This is a genomic window from Variovorax sp. S12S4 (assembly GCF_023195515.1).
GTDB lineage: Bacteria > Pseudomonadota > Gammaproteobacteria > Burkholderiales > Burkholderiaceae_C > Variovorax.
Genome location: NZ_JALPKR020000002.1, coordinates 5,565,410 through 5,581,881, shown reverse-complemented (window position 1 = coordinate 5,581,881; position 16,472 = coordinate 5,565,410). Strand labels below are relative to the sequence as shown.

Here is a 16,472-nt window from a genome sequence, read left to right as displayed (position 1 = left end):
CGCTATTTCTTTTCGCGAGGCAGCCGCCCCATCAGGAAGAACTCGGGGTTCGGCTGCATGCCGCTGAAGCTCGCAAGCCGGTTGCTCAGGCCGAAGAAGGCGGTGATGGAGGCGATGTCCCAGATGTCTTCATCGTCGAAGCCGTGGGCATGCAATGCGCTGAAGTCCGCTTCGTCGATTTCATGCGAGCGCTCGCAGACCTTCATCGCAAAGTCGAGCATCGCGCGCTGGCGCGGCGTGATGTCGGCCTTGCGGTAGTTCACGGCCACCTGGTCGGCCACCAGCGGCTTCTTCTCGTAGATGCGCAGCAGCGCGCCGTGCGCCACCACGCAGTAAAGGCACTGGTTGGCCGCGCTCGTGGTGGTGACGATCATCTCGCGGTCGCCCTTGGTGAGCGAGCCTTCTTCCTTCAGCATCAGCGCGTCGTGGTACGCGAAGAAGGCGCGCCACTCGGCCGGGCGGCGCGCCAGCGCGAGGAAAACGTTGGGCACGAAGCCGGCTTTTTCCTGCACCGCAAGAACGGCGGTGCGGATGTCTTCGGGCAGGTCTTTCAGCTCGGCAAGGGGGTAGCGGTCGGCCATGTTTTGTCTCCTGAGGGCAGTGCCACGATCATAGGCAAGTCCCTCATGAGCAGCTACCGTCCGCCGCGCCCGTGCGCCTATTTCAGCGCCTTGCCTTGCGTGGCACCCAGCGGCGTGTGCAACTGCGAAGCCACCCACTGGCCCGTGTTGTCGTCACGGCCCTGCAGCAGGTAGCGCGTGTCCGGCTTGCCGTAGCTCTGCACCGCCATGGCCGAGAACTTGCCGATGTCGGTCTTCGGGTCGCGCAGGCGGTTCACGATCAGCACCTTCTTCGTGTCGGCAAAGTCGGCCATCATGTTCTGGTCGCCCTCGCTGTCGCCGGCAATGAAGCACGGGCCGTAGCCATACTTGCTCACCAGAAAGCGCTGGATGTTCTTTGTCTTGCCGGGGCCCTGCGTCTGGTCGTAGCCGCGGCGGAATTCCGGCTGGATGACGCCGTTGGCATCGCGCTCCAGCTCCATCGCCAGCACGCGCTCGGGCGGGTTGTTGTAGCCGAAGGCCGGGTTGGACGAAATCTCCTTGATCACGTCGACGAAGGACGCGGAACACACCCACACATCGAAGCCCGCATTGCGAAAGGCGGCGTACAGCTCCTGCATTTCGGGCTGCAGCCGAAGGCCGTTCTTCCAGCTGACCGAAACCACGCCCGCCTGGCCGGGCAGAGCCGTGGGCGAGGTCCACTTCACCTTGGCCACCGGCTCCTTCAACTGCCACGCCACCGTTTCCGCCGTGAGCTTGCGCACCTGCGCTTCGGTCATGCCGACGAAGAGGTAGGTCACCCACGGGTAGGCCGTGTCGTGGTCGAAGGTGTCGCCAATGGCTTCGTAGAGATAGCGAACCTTGGTGGTGAAGGCGATGTAGTGCGGGTTCAGCTTCACCGCCACGAGCGGCTGGGTGCCCTTGAGGCCGCTGTAGTTCTGGTAGAGCCAGGTGTAGCTCGCCACGATGTCGGGCACCAGGAGGTCGATGTTGACCGGCTTGCCCACTGCATTGTTGTGCGCCGGAAGAAAGTCCTTCTTCGGAATGTTTTTGCGCAGCGCCACTTCAAGTTGCGCGGGCGTCGCGCCGAACGCCAGGTTTTCGAGCTGATAGATCAGCGAGGCTTCCTCGATGTCGAGAAACACGCTGGTGTTGTCCCAATCGAAGACCACATAAGGCGGCTTGGCGGCGCTGTAGCCCGGGCTTCCCTTGCCGAGACTGGAGATCAAGCCTTCGATCTGCGCCCGGTTGAATGCGTCCCAGCGGCCTGGCGACAGGCCTTTGGCGGGCGAGAGACTGGCGCAGCCGGTGGCGACGAGCGCTGCGGCCAGCGGGGTGAGGAGGACGAGGCGGCGTTGCATGCGTTCCTTGTTGTTGTGCGGTGGTCGATGGGAAGCGCCGGGCGTATGCAGCGCCCGTGACACTTTCGCGTTGACCCACGCATCAGCCGTGCCAGCTACGCGTGCATGCGTGCGTGCTGCTGCTCGATGAACGCCGCCACCCGGCGCACGAGAGCGCGGTTTCCCCCTGCCGCCTCGACGCTCGCGGCGGCATGCAAGGCGACGGTTTCTTCCGTGGCGCGGATGATCGCGTCCGCCTGCGCCGCCGATAGCCCGAAATGCGAAGCCGCAGCGCGGGCCATTTCGATGCTCGATGCGTGCTGCCCCGGAAGAATGGCCAATTCCTGGTAGCCCGTATGGCCGCCCAACTGCATGACCAGATCGAAAGCCGGCGCCAGGTACCAGAGGCCGTCTTCGCGCCGCAGCGCGCCATGGTTCTTGACGTGGTCGTCGCTGTTACCCACCGCCAGGTTGAACACCAGGCGGCGAAAAAGCTCGGCCAGGTCTGCTTGCGGCTGCGCGGAAATGCGGCGCAGCAATTGCGCCAGCTCGACATAGCTGCCCCGGCTGGATTCGTAGGGCACGTCGAGCAGTGCCGAAGCCGAGAGGTAGTGAAAGCGGCGTTCGTCGCCCACCGGCCCCGCCCGGTCGAAGCGCTCGACAAGCAAGGCATGTCCTGCCGCAAGGGGTTGCAGCAGAAAAGGCGGAACTTCGATGCCGCAGGCATCGGCCAGCCAGAGCGTTGCCGCCTCGATCACTTCCACGTCGTGGTCGTCCCCACGCGATGCGAACTTGGCGATGCAGCGCCGGCCCTGGTGCACAAAGGCAGCCTTGGGGCGGGCGCCTCCCAGGCTGCCGCCGCGCAACAGCCTGTGCATGTCGGGGCCGATCTCGATTCCCGCTTCAATGCGGCGGGATGCCTCGGCGAGTTCCTCCAGCGAAAGCAGCGTCGATGGCGGTTCTTCACTTTCGATGGGCAGCGATTCGGCAAACACCATCGCGCCGATGCGGTCCTCGTTGGTGAGCAGCAATGCGTCGATGTCCGACAGCGCTTTGCCCTGGCGTATTTCGAGCACCTTGCGGCCCCAGCTGTCCGGCAGCGCATCGCGCAGCGTGAGCGGCATGGCGCCACCGTCGCGAATGCGGCGCTCGGGCAGCACAAAGGTCGCATCGCGCAGCGGCAGATGCTCGGGGTTGAGCGGTGCGGACGCCGGGGCTTCAAGATAACGCCGCCCGTAGGCGAACTCACCGGACTCCACCACGCCGCGGCGCACCACCTTCATCAGGCCGGCCGGTTGCACCCGTTCACCGGTGCGGTGCGCAAGGCCGACGTAGATGCTTCGCTCGTCGACGGCGCTGTCAGAAGTCACGTTCGTCTTCCGCGATCTTGCCTGCTGGGCCTTCCGCCGCCGACCTGCGCACGCGGCGCTTCGCGGCCAGCGCTGCGGGGGCGGGGGCCACGTTGTCCATCGAATCGATTTCGCCAAAGAGCCACAACGCGTGGGCGAGCAGGCCGATGCTGGTGCCCGGTTTGCCGGATTCGAGTGCGCGCAGGGTGTTTGGCGAGCACAGCAACCGTTCGGCCATTTCGGCGATCGTCCATTCGCGATGGACCCTGTGCGCGCGAAGGCGCAGGCCGAGCCTTTCAAGAGGGTCGATGGTTTGCGAGGGCAGGGCGGAAAGACTGTGGCTGCTTCTTGGCATCAATAAAATGACTATTAAACGGGTTAAAAGTCATTTTAATGCGTTTTCTGGCGAATAGTGGAGTGTGTTATCCGGGCAGTTCGAGTCTATGGGCGTCTTGCTGAAGCACCGCCAGATCGCTCTCGTCCTTGAGGCCGACGCCGGTCAGCCCCCGGCGCAAGGACTCTTGCATCAGCCATGCCAGCTTGAACGCGGCGGCTTCGCAGGGCAGGCCTTCGGGGCGCACGTTCGAGATGCAGTTGCGCTCGGCGTCGTGCCGGCCGCGCTTGGGCGAATGGGTCAGGTAGATGCCGAGGCTGTCGGGCGAGCTGAGGCCCGGGCGTTCGCCGATCAGCATGACCGAGAGCGTGGCCCCGAACAATTCGCCCACCTCGTCGGCCAGCGCAACGCGCGCCTGCGTGGCGATGACCACGGGGGAGAAGCGCGTTTCCGCCGGCAGATGCGAGCGCAACGCAGCCAGCACCGGCGCGGCATGGCGTGCCACTGCGAGCGAGGAAAGGCCATCGCCGATGACCAGGCACACGTCGCATTCGCGCTTTGCCGCAGCACGCAGCCGCTCCGCATCGGTGGGGTCGAGTTGCCGGCCCAAGTCGGGACGGCGCAGGTACGTGGTGCGGTCTTCCGCACGGCTGCGGGCGTGCAGCGTTTCCCAGTTCTGTTGGCGCAGCGTTGCTTCGAGCGCATCGACGTCGAGTGCCGCATGGATGGCGTCGCGCGCCATGGCATGGGCCCAGCCGAAGCGCAGCGTCTCGTCGGTCGGCATGCCGGCGCCGGCGCGGCCGAGCGCCAAGCGCGCGGGAGTGGCCGAGCGCCACTGTGCCCAAGGGTTGGGCGTGACGGGTTCGTCGCTCATGGTGCCAGCGCGGCCAGCCCGCTCATGTCCGCCAGCAGGCGGTTGGCCGACGGCGGTGCGAGTTGCCCCGCGGCATTGGTGATCTGCATGCGCTGCAGCCAGGCCTCGAATTCGGGCGCGCGCTTCAGGCCCAGCGTCTGCCGCAGGAATAGCGCGTCGTGGAACGAGGTGCTCTGGTAGTTGAGCATCACGTCGTCGGCGCCCGGAATGCCCATGATGAAGTTGATGCCCGCCGTGCCCAGCAACACGAGGAGGTTGTCCATGTCGTCCTGGTCGGCTTCGGCATGGTTGGTGTAGCAGATGTCGCAGCCGATGGGCAGGCCCAGCAGCTTGCCGCAGCAATGGTCTTCCAGCCCGGCGCGGATGATCTGCTTGCCGTCGAAGAGGTATTCCGGCCCGATGAAGCCGACCACCGTGTTGATGAGGAGCGGCTTGTAGCGCCGTGCCAATGCGTAGGCGCGCACCTCGCAGGTCTGCTGGTCGACGCCGAAGTTGGCGTTGGCCGACAGTGCGCTGCCCTGGCCCGTTTCGAAGTACATCACGTTGTTGCCCACCGTGCCCCGGTTCAGCGCCAGCGCGGCGGCGTAGGCTTCGTCGAGCAGCTCGGGCGTGATGCCGAAAGACAGGTTCGCCTTTTCGGTGCCCGCAATCGACTGGAACACCAGGTCCACCGGCGCGCCCGCTTCCGCGAGCTTCAGCGTGTTGGTCACGTGCGTGAGCACACAGCTTTGGGTGGGGATCTCGAAGCGCTGGATCACCTCGTCGAGCATGTGCAGCAAACGCCCCAGCACCTGCATGCTGTCGGACACCGGGTTGAGCCCGATCACCGCATCGCCCGCGCCATAAAGCAAGCCGTCGAGCGTGGAGGCCGCCACGCCGCGCAGGTCGTCTGTCGGATGGTTGGGTTGCAGCCGCACGGCCAGGTGGCCGGGCAGGCCGATGGTGTCGCGAAACCGGGTGACCACGCTGCACTTTTTGGCGACCGAGACCAGGTCCTGGTTGCGCATGAGCTTGGACACGGCCGCCACCATTTCGGGCGTGAGGCCCGGCGCCAGCGCCGTCAGCACTTCAGTGGTGGCCTGCTCAGACAGCAGCCAGTTGCGGAAGTCACCCACCGTGAGATGCGAAACCGGCGCAAAAGCCTGTGCGTCGTGGCTGTCGATGATGAGGCGCGTGATGTTGTCGCTCTCGTAGGGAATCAGTGCTTCCGTCAGGAACTGCTTGAGCGGCGTCTCGGCCAGCACGTGGCGCGCCGCCATGCGCTGCTGCGCCGTGGCCGCGCCGATCTCCGCGAGATAGTCGCCCGAACGTGCCGGGCTGGCCACGGCCATGACCTGCTTCAGGTCGTCGAAGGCGAAGGCCTGGCCGGCGATGGTGGTGCGATAGCGCATCTTTCTTTCAAACCGAAGGAGGCGAGGAAAGCATTTCGTCGGGCGCCGCCGCCTTGCGCTGTGCAGAGGTCAAGAGGAAGTAGCCATAGGCCGCCGCCATCAGCACCAGGAACAGCAGCGTGAGCATGGCGTTGAACCACACCATCGCGCCGAGACACACCACGCCAAGCCCGAGCGCAATGGCCGGAAACACCGGGTAGAAGGGCGCGCGGTAGGTGCGCAGCAGGTGGGGCTCGCTCTTGCGCAGCTTGAAGAGCGCGGCCATCGAGATCAGGTACATCACGATGGCGCCGAGCACCGCCATGGTCACGATGTTGGCGGTGAGCGTCTGGCCGCCGAACTGCACCCACTCGTCGCTGAAGATGGCCACCACGCCGATGACGCCGCCGGCCAGCAGCGCGCGGTGCGGCGTGTCGAAGCGCGGGCTCAGGCCGGCGAAGTAGCGCGGCAGGTAGCCTGCTCGCGCCAGCGCGAAGATCTGGCGCGAGTAGCCCATGATGATGCCGTGGAACGAGGCAACCAGCCCGAAGAGGCCGATCCACACCAGCATGTGCAGCCAGCCGCTGTTGTCGCCCACCACCGCCTTCATGGCTTGCGGCAACGGGTCGTTGATGTTGGCGAGCTTGCGCCAGTCGCCCACGCCGCCCGCGAAGATCATCACGCCGAAGGCCAGCACCACCAGCGTGACGATGCCCGTGGTGTAGGCGATGGGAATGGTGCGGTGCGGGTCGCGCGCTTCCTCGGCCGCCATGGCCGCGCCCTCGATGGCCAGGAAGAACCAGATCGCGAAAGGTATCGACGCAAAGATGCCCGAGACGGCCGCGCCGTTGAGCACGTTGCCGCCGGCCCAGCCGTTGGCAACGAAATTCGCCATCGACCAGCCCGGCGTGACCACGCCCATGAACACGAACAGCTCGAAGATCGCCAGCACCGTCACGAAGAGTTCGAAGGCCGCCGCAATGCCGATGCCGATCCAGTTGAGCCCGATGAAGATCACATAGGCGCCCAGTGCAAACCACTTCGGGTTGATGCCGGGGAACTGCACATTGAGGTAGGCGCCGATGGCCAGCGCAATGGCCGGCGGTGCAAAGACGAATTCGACCAGCGTGGCGAAGCCGGCGACAAAGCCACCTGTCGGCCCGAAGGCTCGCCTGGCATAGGCAAAGGGGCCGCCGGCGTGCGGAATGGCGGTCGAGAGCTCGGTGAAACTGAAGATGAACGTGGTGTACATGGTGGCCACCAGCACCGTGGCAACCAGAAAGCCGAGCGTGCCGGCCGTGTTCCAGCCGTAGCTCCAACCAAAGTATTCACCCGAAATGACGAGGCCCACCGCAATGCCCCAGAGCTGGATGGGGCCGAGCACCTTCTTCAGGTGGCCGGTGCCGGCCGGAACAGAGACGGCGACCGGGGTGGCTTCGATGGACTGCATGGAGCGTTCCTCTCTTTTTGCGGATGTTGACAGTGCGCATCCAGCAAAGCAAGGGCTGTTCCACCGCTCGCCATAATCATGCTTTTCCATCCTTCCGAGGTATTCCGTGAAGTCCTTTTCTTCTTCGTCGCTCGTCTGTGCTGCTTTTCTTTCCGTGTGCGCCGTGTCCACCGCCTGGGCGCAGTCGGCACCCGTCACCACGCCGAGCGGCCTGGTCTATCAATCGCTGAAGGAAGGCACCGGCGCCTCGCCGGCCACAACGGATGTGGTCAAGGTGCACTACCGCGGCACCTTTCCCGACAGCGGCAAGGAATTCGACAGCTCCTACAGCCGCGGCGAGCCCACCGAGTTTCCGCTCAACGGCGTGATCCCGTGCTGGACCGAGGGCGTGCAGAAGATGAAGCCGGGCGGCAAGGCCAAGCTCACCTGCCCGCCGGCCATTGCCTACGGCACGCGCGGCGCGGGCGGCGTGATTCCGCCCAATGCCACGCTCAACTTCGAAGTCGAGCTGGTATCCGTCAAGAAACGCTGATTGCCTAGATCTGCGCCATGCCGCCGTCGACGAACAGCTCGGCTCCGTGCACGAAGCTGCTGTCGTCCGAGGCCAGGAACACCACGGCCTTGGCGATCTCGTCGGGCGCGCCCACGCGGCCAAGCGGGATGTTCTGCGCCTGTGAGTCGATGAAACCGTTCACCTGTTCCGGCGTGAGGCCCAGCAGGTCATAGGCCGGAGTCGGCACCACGCCGGGACTCACAGCGTTGACGCGAATGCCGGCATCCTTCAGGTCCACCGCCCAGCTGCGCGCAAAGCTGCGCACCGCCGCCTTGGTTGCGCTGTAGACGCTGAAGGCGGGCGTGCCCTTGATGCTGGTGATCGATGCGTTGAGGACGATCGACGCGCCTTTGGGCATCAGCGGCAGCGCCTTCTGCACGGTGAAGAGCAGGCCGCGCACGTTGGTGCCGAAGATCTTGTCGAAGTGCTCCTCGGTGATCTGCCCCAGCGGCAGCAGGCTGCCGCCGCCCGCATTGGCAAACAGCACGTCGAGGCGGCCTTTCTGTTCCTTGATGGTTGCGTAGAGCTTGTCGAGATCGGCGAGCTTCGACACGTCGCCGAGCACGCCCGTCACGTTGCGGCCGATGGTTTTTACGGCCGCATCGAGTTCGGCCTGGCGGCGGCCCGTGATGAACACGTAGGCGCCTTCGGCCACGAAGCGTTGGGCGGTGGCCAGGCCAATGCCGCTGGTGCCGCCGGTGACGAGGGCGATCTTGTCGTTGAGCTTGGGTTGGGACAATGGGATTCTTCCTTTGATTGCTGCGAGGCAGCGTTGAACAGGCAAGGAAGTTTGGGCGCCATACCCCCGCCGACCAAGACGCTGCGGCGGATTTGTTTATTCACGAATCACTAATAATCCGGCAATGGATCAGATCGCCGCCATGCGCGTCTTCGCCCGTGTGGTCGAGGCCGGCACTTTCACTCGCGCAGCCGATTCGCTGCAGATGCCCAAGCCCTCGGTGACGAAGCTGGTGCAGCAACTCGAGACGCATCTGCGCGTGAAGCTGTTGCAGCGCACGACCCGGCGCGTGACGGTCACGCCAGAGGGTGCCGCCTACTACGAGCGAACGGCGCGCGTGCTGGCCGAGCTGGAAGAGATCGAATCGGATCTCAGCAACGCGCAGGCGAATCCACGCGGGCGGCTGAGGGTGGATGTCGGCTCGTCGTTTGCCAACATGATCCTGATTCCGCAACTGCCAACATTTCACGCGCGGTACCCGGAGATCGAACTCGAGATCGGCGTGGGCGACCGGCCGGTGAACCTGATCGGCGATGCGGTCGACTGCGTGATCCGCGCCGGCGAACTGAGCGACCAGTCGCTGGTGGCGCGCCGCATCGCGACCTTGCCCTTCGTGACCTGCGCCACCCCGGCCTACCTGAAGCGCCATGGCATCCCCAAGACGCCGGCGGACCTCGGCGACGGCGCGCACCGTGTGGTGGGCTACTTCTCATCGCTGAGCAACCGGCCGATTCCGCTGCGCTATGCGCGCGGCGAAGAGCGCATCGAGATCCATGGCCGCACCGTGGTGGGCGTGAACGAAAGCACCGCGCAGATCACGGCCGTGCTTACCGGCATGGGCGTGTCCCAGGTCTTTTATCCAATGGCCGCGCCGCACCTCGCAAGCGGCGCGCTGGTGGAGGTGCTGCAAGACTGGGCGCCTCCGCCGTACCCGCTGCACGTGGTGTACCCCGCCAACCGCCACCTGAGCGCCAAGCTGCGCGTGTTCGTCGACTGGGCCGTGGCGCTTTTCGCGCCCTACAACACACGCGCAGCGCGCTGATGGCGATCAACTTGGCTGGAATTGGTACAGCCAGGTTTCCGTGAGCGTCTTGTCGCCGGTCTTCAGGTAGAGCCGCATGTCGACGGGTTCGTTGCCTTCGGGCGTGTAGTCGAACTGCGCGCGCCAGTGGCCGGGCACGCCGTTGGGCACGGCCTCGGCAAACACATAGGAGAACTTGCCGCGCGGCGCGGTCAGCACCAACTCTGGCTTTACGCCGAAGGGCACGGTGGTGAGCGGCTCGCCGACGAACTCGACCATGAACTTGCGCACGCCCGGCGGCCGCGGCTGGCCCGGCTGTCCGCCGCGGCCGATGCGCGTTGCCACGCAGCGCGCGAGCGGGGAGGGAAAGGGCTCCTGGTCGGTCCAGTGCAGCCGGTACTGCAGGCTGTAGCTCGCGCCCGCCTTCGCGTCGGCCTTGGGCACCCAGAAGGCGACGATGTTGTCGTGGATTTCGTCGTCGGTGGGAATCTCGATCAGCTGCACCGAGCCTTCACCCCAGTCGCCCTGCGGCTCGATCCAGAGGCTCGGGCGTTTTTCGTAGTTGACGCCGTCCTGGTAGTTGTCGAACACGCGGTCGCGCTGCAGCAGCCCGAAGCCGCGCGGCCGGGTGTCGGCAAACGCCGAGGCCCGGGTCTGCGTCGGGTTGTTGAGAGGGCGCCAGATGCGCTCGCCCGCGCCGTTCCAGATGGCAAGGCCGTCGGAGTCGTGCACCTCGGGACGCCAGTCGATGGCGGTGGGCTTGATGGTCTCGGAGTACCAGTACATCGAGGTGAGCGGCACCAGCCCGAGGCGCGAGACGTCGCGGCGCAGGAACAGGCGCGAATCGATGTCCATGATGACGGCCTTGCCGCGCTGCATGACGAACTTGAACACCCCCGTGACGCTCGGCCCTTCGAGCAGCGCGTAGACCGTCATCGAGGTGGTGTTGTTGGCGGCGGGCGTCTCGAAGTAGTAGCGCGTGAAGGTCGGAAACTCTTCCGGCTTGTCGGGCACGGCCACGTCGAGTGCGATGCCACGTGCCGACAGGCCGTACTGGTACAGCTCGCCGATGGCGCGGAAGTACGAGGCACCGAGAAACGCGACCCAGTCGTTCTTCTGCCAGTCGAACTTGCTCTGGTCGCCCAGACGGCTTTCCTGGAGGCGGAAGCCAGCAAAGCCCGCGCCGGCCGGCAGCGCGCGCGCCGGGCTGTCGGGCGGCATCGAAAAGTAGCTGGGGCTGTAGAGCACTTCGCGTGAAAACACGTCGCCGCCCGCGTTTTCGAGGACGTGCATGCGCACCGGCGTCTGGAAGAAGCGGCCCAGGTGAAAGAAGGTGACGGGAAAGGCGCCGGGCCCATCGCGGAAGAGGGCGTTGGCGGGGTCGAACTTGATCTTGCCGTGGGCGTCGTAGTCGATCTTCTCGAGCACATCGGGTGCCAGTGGTGCGGCTGCCGCATAGGGCTGCGCGGCCAGGCGCCTGGCTTGGGCGACGAGGCGGTCGAACGAAAACGGCGAGGGCTGGCTCAGTTTCAGGCCGTTGGCGGCCATTGCCTCTTCGGGCAGTCCAAGGGCGGCGAGTGCGACGGCGGCACCACCAGCGGCAAGGAAGGATCGGCGATCAAGCATGTGTTTCTTGAGGGTTGCGAGTCTTGGAGGTACGGAAGCGATTCACGAAGAAGACGCGGCCAGCGGGTGTGCCGGCCGGGCTGCGGAAGAACCATCCTAATGCAGCACGCGTCAGGATTTTCCGCGACGGGAGGAACGGCGAGCATGCCTTGAAGCAGCTGCGCCCCGCGTCAGCCAAGCCGCGCAATGCAGGCCAGACAAGGCCGGCGATTGGAAAAATTGTGCGTTTATGTATCGACGGGATCGGTCGCGCTCAACGCATAGACAGCGTAGAGCGACACGCCCAGCATCATCAGCACCAGCGGCGCGAACAGGGTGTAGGGCAGGCCGAAGCCTTCCAGCACCCGATAGGCGGAATCGAGCCGCAACCGCGGATGAGGTTCGGTCAGCTCGGAGGCCCGGCGCAGCCCCCACCGAAACTCCGCGCCGGTGGCGCGCACCGAAGGGTGCTGCGCCGCCCGCCCGACGGCAAGCCAGCACATGGCGTCGAACGCCAGCACCGAGCCCGCAGGCGCGCGCTCGCCGAAGGTTGCGAACACGGCCCGCACCTGTTGCGGTTCGAGGTACATCAGCACGCCTTCGGTGAAGAGAAACACCGGCTCCCCCTTGCGATTGCGCGGCAGTGCCAGCTGTTCCCACCATCCCTCGGAAGTGAGGTCGAGCGGGCACACCTCATGCCGCGGATCGGTTTCGGGAATCAGCTCGCGGCGCAGTTGAGCACTTCGGGCAGGTCGGCATCCGTCAGGCGGCACTGCCCGTCGTCCAGCCACTGGAAGTAGTGGCTCAGGCCGCAGCCCATGTTCACCACGCGGCCGCCCGGATGCTGCTTGAGAAATTCCTGTGCAAGGCTGCGGAAGCGGCGCGTGCGGTTCAGGATGCCGTAGATGGTGGCCCTGTCTTCCGGCAGGGCATGCCCGTCGTCGCGTATCTGCTCGAGCACCGATGCGGCGTAGGCGTCGCGCACCCCGAGCTGCGGAAACATCGCGTCGCCGGAGGCGCGCGCCGCAAGCGAAATCCGCAGGGTCGAAGGCACGGCCGACAGGCTCCGCGCGGCTTGGCTCGTTGTCGTCATGGGCGCTGGACCAGGGTCATGCCCAAAGTCTGGCTGCTACCGCACAGCGGGGCAAGTCAGCCTTTGGTTAGCCCTGGCAGGCCGCCGATGCGCCCGCGCCTATAACTTATTGCTTCGATTGCTTCGGATCGCGCCTTCGATCACTTGGCAGTCGGCATCACGAACTCGGCACCCTTGCCGATGCTCTCGGGCCAGCGCTGCATGATGGATTTCTGCTTGGTGTAGAAGCGCACGCCTTCTTCGCCGTAGGCATGCATGTCGCCGAAGAGCGAGCGCTTCCAGCCGCCGAAGCCGTGCCACGCCATTGGCACCGGAATCGGCACGTTGATGCCGACCATGCCCACCTGGATGCGGCGGCTGAATTCGCGCGCCACATTGCCGTCGCGCGTGAAGCAGCTCACGCCGTTGCCGAATTCATGGTCGTTGACCAGGTCCACCGCGTCCTTGAAGTTGGCCACGCGCACGCAGGAGAGCACCGGGCCGAAGATTTCTTCCTTGTAGATGCGCATTTCGGGCGTGACGTGGTCGAACAGCGTGCCGCCCATCCAGAAGCCGTCGCCGCAGCCTTCGCCGGCCTTGCTGCCGTCGAACTGGCGGCCATCGACCAGCAGCTTCGCACCTTCTTTTTCGCCCTGGGCGATGTAGCCCGTGATGCGTTCGTGCGCCGCGCGGGTGACGATTGGGCCCATTTCGGCCGCGAGGTTCTCGCCGTCGAGCACCTTGAGCGTCTTCGTGCGCTCGACGAGCTTGGGAATGATCTTGTCGGCCACGTCGCCCACCAGCACCGCCACGCTGATCGCCATGCAGCGCTCGCCGGCCGAACCGTAGCCGGCGCCGATCAGCGCATCCACCGTCTGGTCGATGTCGGCGTCGGGCATTACCACCATGTGGTTCTTCGCGCCGCCCAGCGCCTGCACGCGCTTGCCGTTGCGCGCGCCGGTTTCGTAGATGTAGTTGGCAATGGGCGTGGAGCCCACGAAGCTGACGGCCTTGACGTCCGGGTGCTCGAGCAGCGCATCGACAGCGGCCTTATCACCCTGCACGACGTTGAAAACGCCGTCGGGCAGGCCCGCTTCCTTCAGCAGCTCGGCCATGCGCAGCGACGGGGTCGGGTCGGTCGGGCTGGGTTTGAGAATGAAGGTGTTGCCCGCGGCAATGGCCACCGGGAACATCCACATCGGCACCATCACCGGAAAGTTGAAAGGCGTGATGCCGGCCACCACGCCTAGGGGCTGGCGCAGCGTCCAGTTGTCGATGCCGGTGCTCACCTGGTCGGTGAAGTCACCCTTGAGCAGCTGCGGAATACCGCAGGCGAACTCGACGATGTCGATACCGCGCGAGACCTCGCCCTGCGCATCGGTGAACACCTTGCCGTGCTCGGCGGTGATCATGTGGGCGAGCTCGTCCTTGTGCAGGTTCAGCAGCTCCAGAAACTTGAACATCACGCGGGCACGGCGGATGGGCGGCGTGTCGGCCCACTTGGGAAACGCAGCCTGGGCGGCTGCCACGGCGGCGTCGACATCGGCCGCGGCGGCAAGCACCACCTTGCCAGTGACCTTGCCGGAGGCCGGATTGGTGACGTCCTGCGTGCGGCTGGAACCGCCGGCGGTGTGCTGGCCGGCGATGAAATGCGCGATCTGTGTGGTCATGAGAGTCCCGGGGTCAAGTGATTTGCGCCAGTCTAGAAAAGGCAAGGGCGCCTGCCTAGGCGCTAAAGTTGAACTGTTTGTTCGCCATGGTGAACAATGCAGCCATGGATACGCAAAAAGCCGAATCGCTCTGGACGCACCTGCACTGGCTGATCGTGCTTGGCCAGCAGGGCAGCTACACCGCCGCAGCGGCCCGGCTGGGCGTGAGCAAGGCCGCCATGAGCCAGCGCATCGCCGAACTGGAGCGCGCCGCGGGCGTGCCCCTGGTGCGCCGCACCACGCGCAGCATGCGGCTCACCGAGGCCGGCCAGCAGCTCGTCGACCAGACCCGGGAGCCCTTCGAGCAGATCGCCCACAGCTTTTTGAAGGCGCAGGACCATGCGGGCGAACCGCGCGGCCTGGTGCGCGTGACGGCGCCCGTGGCCTTGGGGCGGCAGCAGCTGTTGCCAAGGTTGGCCGACTTCCTGCTCGCGCATCCATCGATCCGCATCGAGATGGAGCTTTCGGACCGGCTCAGCTCACTTGCGACGGAAGGCTTCGACCTGGCGGTGCGGCACGCCGCTTCGCCGCCCGATACGCATGTGGCCTGGCGGCTGTGCGAGACCCGATCCGTGCTGGTGGCCAGCCGGGCCTATCTGCGCCGCAAGGGAACGCCGCTGTCGCCGGCCATGCTGGCCGAGCACGATTGCCTGCACTATCCGCGCGGGCAAGAAACGAATGTGTGGTCGTTCGAGCGGCGGAACGTCCGGGCGCGCCAGGCCGAGCGCATGACCGTGCCCATTGCCGGCCCGCTCGCCGCCAACAACAGCGAAGCGCTTCGCGATGCCGCGCAGGCCGGCCTGGGCATTGCACTGCTGCCCGACTTCAGTGCGCAGTCGGCCTTGCAAGCGGGCAAGCTGGTCGAGGTGCTGCCCGACTGGCAGCCCACCGGCGCATTCGCGGACCATATCTACGCCATTCGGCCGTACTCGCTGCACATACCGCGCGCGGTCAATCTGTTTGTGAGCCACCTGCGCGAAACCCTCAAGGCAGGGTTCCGCTTGCCGCAGGTCTGAGGTTTCGGCTCGCTGGTCCGGCCTGGTTTCAGGTGGACGATGCAAGCAGCTGCTTGACCAGCAACTGCGCCGCGGGCGACAAGGTCTCGCCCGTCTTCGTTGCCATCAGCAGCCGGCGAACGGCCCAGGCGTCCTTCAGCCGCACCACCTTGAGATCGAGCGCGCTCACCTGCGCCTTGCAGGCCGCGAGCGGCACCACGCCGATGCCGAGGTTGGCAGCAATCATGTGGCACATCGCATCGAAGCTGCGCACCTGCACGCGCAACCGCATCGGAATGCCGGCCTGCTCGGCCGCGCGGGATGTCAGTTCGAGCAGCGAGCTGCTGCGGTTCAGGCCCACGAACTCGTGGGCGAGGCAGGTCTTGAAGTCGGTTCTGCGCGTGCGCGCAAGCGGATGCTGCCGGGCGCACAGCACCACCAGCTCGTCGGTCTGGAACTGCGCCACATCGAGCCCGTAGGCGGGCGTGTTTTCCGCGAACACGCCCACGTCGGCCAGGCCGTCGACCAGGGCGCGAACGATGTCGCCGCTCAGTTGTTCTTCCACTTCGACGCGGATGTCCGGATGCTGGCCGAGAAACGCCGCCAGCGTGGCCGGCAGGAACTCGGTGAGCGCCGACATGTTGGCCCAGAGCCGCACATGGCCGCGCACGCCGCTCGAGTAGTCGCCGAGTTCGTTGCTGAACTGCTCGAAGCCCTGAAAGAGCCGCATCGCATGCTGCATGGCCACATGGCCGGCGGGGGTGAGGGCTATGCCTTGCGAACTGCGTTCCAGCAGCTTCGACCCCGTGGCGGCCTCGAAATCAGAAAGTCGCCGGCTGGCTGCCGATAGCGCGAGGTGGCAGGCCTCGGCGCCCTTGGTAATGCTGCCCGACTGGGCCACGGCGCAGAAGAGGCGCAGCGTCACGAAATCGACACGTGCGGGATTGATGGGGCTGGCCATCGCCGGATTCTAGGGATGGCGCCGTCATGTAAACGCCAGTGGCATAGGCCAAAAGATTCTTTGACATGTTATGTCGAGACACCTATAGTGAACGGCAGCAAACAAAAGGAGGGGTATGCAATCACTGCTCGATCAACTGAAGGGGCTTGACGTTCTGGCCGGTGCCGCAATGGGCGGACTTGCGGTGCAGCTGCAGCCGATTCCGGGCCACACGCCCGTGGTGCAGGTGAGCATCGAGGGCCGGGACGAGTTGCCGATCTTCATCACCAGTTCAGACATGCAGGTCATCTGCATCTGCTATCTCTGGACCGAAGAAGAAGTGAAGCCCGAGCGCCGGACCGAGCTGCTCGAGTCGTTGCTCGACCTGAATCCCTCGGTGCCGCTGTCGTCCTTCGGCCGCGTCGATGGCCGCTATGTGCTCACCGGTGCGCTCGGCCGCAATGCCAGCGTCGAAGACATCGCGCGCGAAGTGGCGGTGCTCAGCGACAACGCGCTCGATGCGCTGGACGCCCTGTCCGAATTCCTGAACTAAAAGGCGGA

The 16,472-nt window shown here is 65.6% G+C and carries 15 protein-coding genes and 1 pseudogene; 4 read left to right on the top strand and 12 right to left on the bottom strand.

Features of this window, described 5'->3' with window-relative positions; all coding sequences use genetic code 11:
- Window positions 1-2 precede the first annotated feature (2 nt).
- From M0765_RS27360 to eat, 7 genes are all read right to left on the bottom strand, one after another.
- On the bottom strand, window positions 3-581 hold the full coding sequence (locus M0765_RS27360; protein WP_258507534.1) for a peroxidase-related enzyme: 579 nt from the start codon (window positions 579-581) through the stop codon (window positions 3-5).
- A gap of 77 nt (window positions 582-658) precedes the next feature.
- On the bottom strand, window positions 659-1,921 hold the full coding sequence (locus M0765_RS27355; protein WP_258507532.1) for an HAD family hydrolase: 1,263 nt from the start codon (window positions 1,919-1,921) through the stop codon (window positions 659-661).
- 95 nt (window positions 1,922-2,016) lie between these two features.
- Window positions 2,017-3,270 (bottom strand): type II toxin-antitoxin system HipA family toxin, encoded by a 1,254-nt coding sequence (locus tag M0765_RS29325; protein WP_258507531.1) that lies wholly within the window; start codon window positions 3,268-3,270, stop codon window positions 2,017-2,019.
- Window positions 3,260-3,604: a helix-turn-helix domain-containing protein gene (locus tag M0765_RS27345; RefSeq protein WP_258507525.1), complete on the bottom strand. Its 345-nt coding sequence runs from the start codon at window positions 3,602-3,604 to the stop codon at window positions 3,260-3,262. Before M0765_RS27345 ends, M0765_RS29325 begins: the two co-directional genes overlap by 11 nt.
- Before the next feature lie 67 nt (window positions 3,605-3,671).
- Entirely contained in the window at window positions 3,672-4,457 is a 786-nt protein-coding gene (gene eutC, locus M0765_RS27340) for an ethanolamine ammonia-lyase subunit EutC (RefSeq protein WP_258507523.1), read from the bottom strand.
- The gene (locus tag M0765_RS27335; RefSeq protein ID WP_258507521.1) at window positions 4,454-5,848 is read right to left on the bottom strand and encodes an ethanolamine ammonia-lyase subunit EutB; all 1,395 of its coding nucleotides are present in this window, start codon (window positions 5,846-5,848) and stop codon (window positions 4,454-4,456) included. The genes eutC and M0765_RS27335 overlap by 4 nt, the downstream gene beginning before the upstream one ends.
- A gap of 7 nt (window positions 5,849-5,855) precedes the next feature.
- The gene (gene eat / locus M0765_RS27330; protein ID WP_258507519.1) at window positions 5,856-7,277 is read right to left on the bottom strand and encodes an ethanolamine permease; all 1,422 of its coding nucleotides are present in this window, start codon (window positions 7,275-7,277) and stop codon (window positions 5,856-5,858) included.
- A gap of 154 nt (window positions 7,278-7,431) precedes the next feature.
- Between eat and M0765_RS27325 the strand changes: the two genes are divergently transcribed.
- Complete coding sequence (locus M0765_RS27325) at window positions 7,432-7,809, top strand: FKBP-type peptidyl-prolyl cis-trans isomerase (RefSeq protein ID WP_258508477.1); 378 nt, start codon at window positions 7,432-7,434, stop codon at window positions 7,807-7,809.
- A 4-nt stretch (window positions 7,810-7,813) separates the two neighbouring features.
- On the opposite strand, the gene M0765_RS27320 is transcribed toward M0765_RS27325, so the two are convergent.
- Window positions 7,814-8,569, bottom strand: coding sequence for a glucose 1-dehydrogenase (locus M0765_RS27320; RefSeq protein ID WP_258507517.1), 756 nt, complete (start codon window positions 8,567-8,569; stop codon window positions 7,814-7,816).
- Between the two features lie 124 nt (window positions 8,570-8,693).
- Here M0765_RS27320 and M0765_RS27315 point away from each other — a divergent pair, with 124 nt between their 5' ends.
- Window positions 8,694-9,611 (top strand): LysR family transcriptional regulator, encoded by a 918-nt coding sequence (locus tag M0765_RS27315; protein ID WP_258507515.1) that lies wholly within the window; start codon window positions 8,694-8,696, stop codon window positions 9,609-9,611.
- A 6-nt stretch (window positions 9,612-9,617) separates the two neighbouring features.
- Here the strand turns inward: M0765_RS27315 and M0765_RS27310 are convergent, their stop codons facing one another.
- From M0765_RS27310 to M0765_RS27295, 3 genes and pseudogenes are all read right to left on the bottom strand, one after another.
- The gene (locus tag M0765_RS27310) at window positions 9,618-11,216 is read right to left on the bottom strand and encodes a glucan biosynthesis protein (RefSeq protein ID WP_258507513.1); all 1,599 of its coding nucleotides are present in this window, start codon (window positions 11,214-11,216) and stop codon (window positions 9,618-9,620) included.
- A 227-nt stretch (window positions 11,217-11,443) separates the two neighbouring features.
- A pseudogene (locus tag M0765_RS29595) lies at window positions 11,444-12,288 on the bottom strand (class I SAM-dependent methyltransferase).
- Window positions 12,289-12,428: 140 nt separating this feature from the next.
- A complete protein-coding gene (locus M0765_RS27295) occupies window positions 12,429-13,937 on the bottom strand; it encodes a CoA-acylating methylmalonate-semialdehyde dehydrogenase (protein ID WP_258507509.1) in 1,509 nt (502 codons plus the stop codon).
- Window positions 13,938-14,041: 104 nt separating this feature from the next.
- On the opposite strand from M0765_RS27295, the gene M0765_RS27290 reads away from it, so the two are divergent.
- Window positions 14,042-14,992 (top strand): LysR family transcriptional regulator, encoded by a 951-nt coding sequence (locus M0765_RS27290; protein ID WP_258507502.1) that lies wholly within the window; start codon window positions 14,042-14,044, stop codon window positions 14,990-14,992.
- A gap of 28 nt (window positions 14,993-15,020) precedes the next feature.
- Here the strand turns inward: M0765_RS27290 and M0765_RS27285 are convergent, their stop codons facing one another.
- A complete protein-coding gene (locus tag M0765_RS27285; RefSeq protein WP_258507500.1) occupies window positions 15,021-15,932 on the bottom strand; it encodes a LysR family transcriptional regulator in 912 nt (303 codons plus the stop codon).
- 115 nt (window positions 15,933-16,047) lie between these two features.
- Between M0765_RS27285 and M0765_RS27280 the strand changes: the two genes are divergently transcribed.
- On the top strand, window positions 16,048-16,464 hold the full coding sequence (locus M0765_RS27280; RefSeq protein WP_258507492.1) for a YjfI family protein: 417 nt from the start codon (window positions 16,048-16,050) through the stop codon (window positions 16,462-16,464).
- Window positions 16,465-16,472: the final 8 nt, after the last annotated feature.

Excerpts from the sequence above, each read along its gene's own strand:
- M0765_RS27360 (WP_258507534.1), bottom strand. The coding sequence starts at position 581 with ATGGCCGACCGCTACCCCCTTGCCGAGCTGAAAGACCTGCCCGAAGAC.
- M0765_RS27355 (WP_258507532.1), bottom strand. The coding sequence starts at position 1,921 with ATGCAACGCCGCCTCGTCCTCCTCACCCCGCTGGCCGCAGCGCTCGTC.
- M0765_RS27345 (WP_258507525.1), bottom strand. The coding sequence starts at position 3,604 with ATGCCAAGAAGCAGCCACAGTCTTTCCGCCCTGCCCTCGCAAACCATC.
- eutC (WP_258507523.1), bottom strand. The coding sequence starts at position 4,457 with ATGAGCGACGAACCCGTCACGCCCAACCCTTGGGCACAGTGGCGCTCG.
- M0765_RS27335 (WP_258507521.1), bottom strand. The coding sequence starts at position 5,848 with ATGCGCTATCGCACCACCATCGCCGGCCAGGCCTTCGCCTTCGACGAC.
- eat (WP_258507519.1), bottom strand. The coding sequence starts at position 7,277 with ATGCAGTCCATCGAAGCCACCCCGGTCGCCGTCTCTGTTCCGGCCGGC.
- M0765_RS27315 (WP_258507515.1), top strand. The coding sequence starts at position 8,694 with ATGGATCAGATCGCCGCCATGCGCGTCTTCGCCCGTGTGGTCGAGGCC.
- M0765_RS27310 (WP_258507513.1), bottom strand. The coding sequence starts at position 11,216 with ATGCTTGATCGCCGATCCTTCCTTGCCGCTGGTGGTGCCGCCGTCGCA.
- M0765_RS27295 (WP_258507509.1), bottom strand. The coding sequence starts at position 13,937 with ATGACCACACAGATCGCGCATTTCATCGCCGGCCAGCACACCGCCGGC.
- M0765_RS27290 (WP_258507502.1), top strand. The coding sequence starts at position 14,042 with ATGGATACGCAAAAAGCCGAATCGCTCTGGACGCACCTGCACTGGCTG.
- M0765_RS27285 (WP_258507500.1), bottom strand. The coding sequence starts at position 15,932 with ATGGCCAGCCCCATCAATCCCGCACGTGTCGATTTCGTGACGCTGCGC.
- M0765_RS27280 (WP_258507492.1), top strand. The coding sequence starts at position 16,048 with ATGCAATCACTGCTCGATCAACTGAAGGGGCTTGACGTTCTGGCCGGT.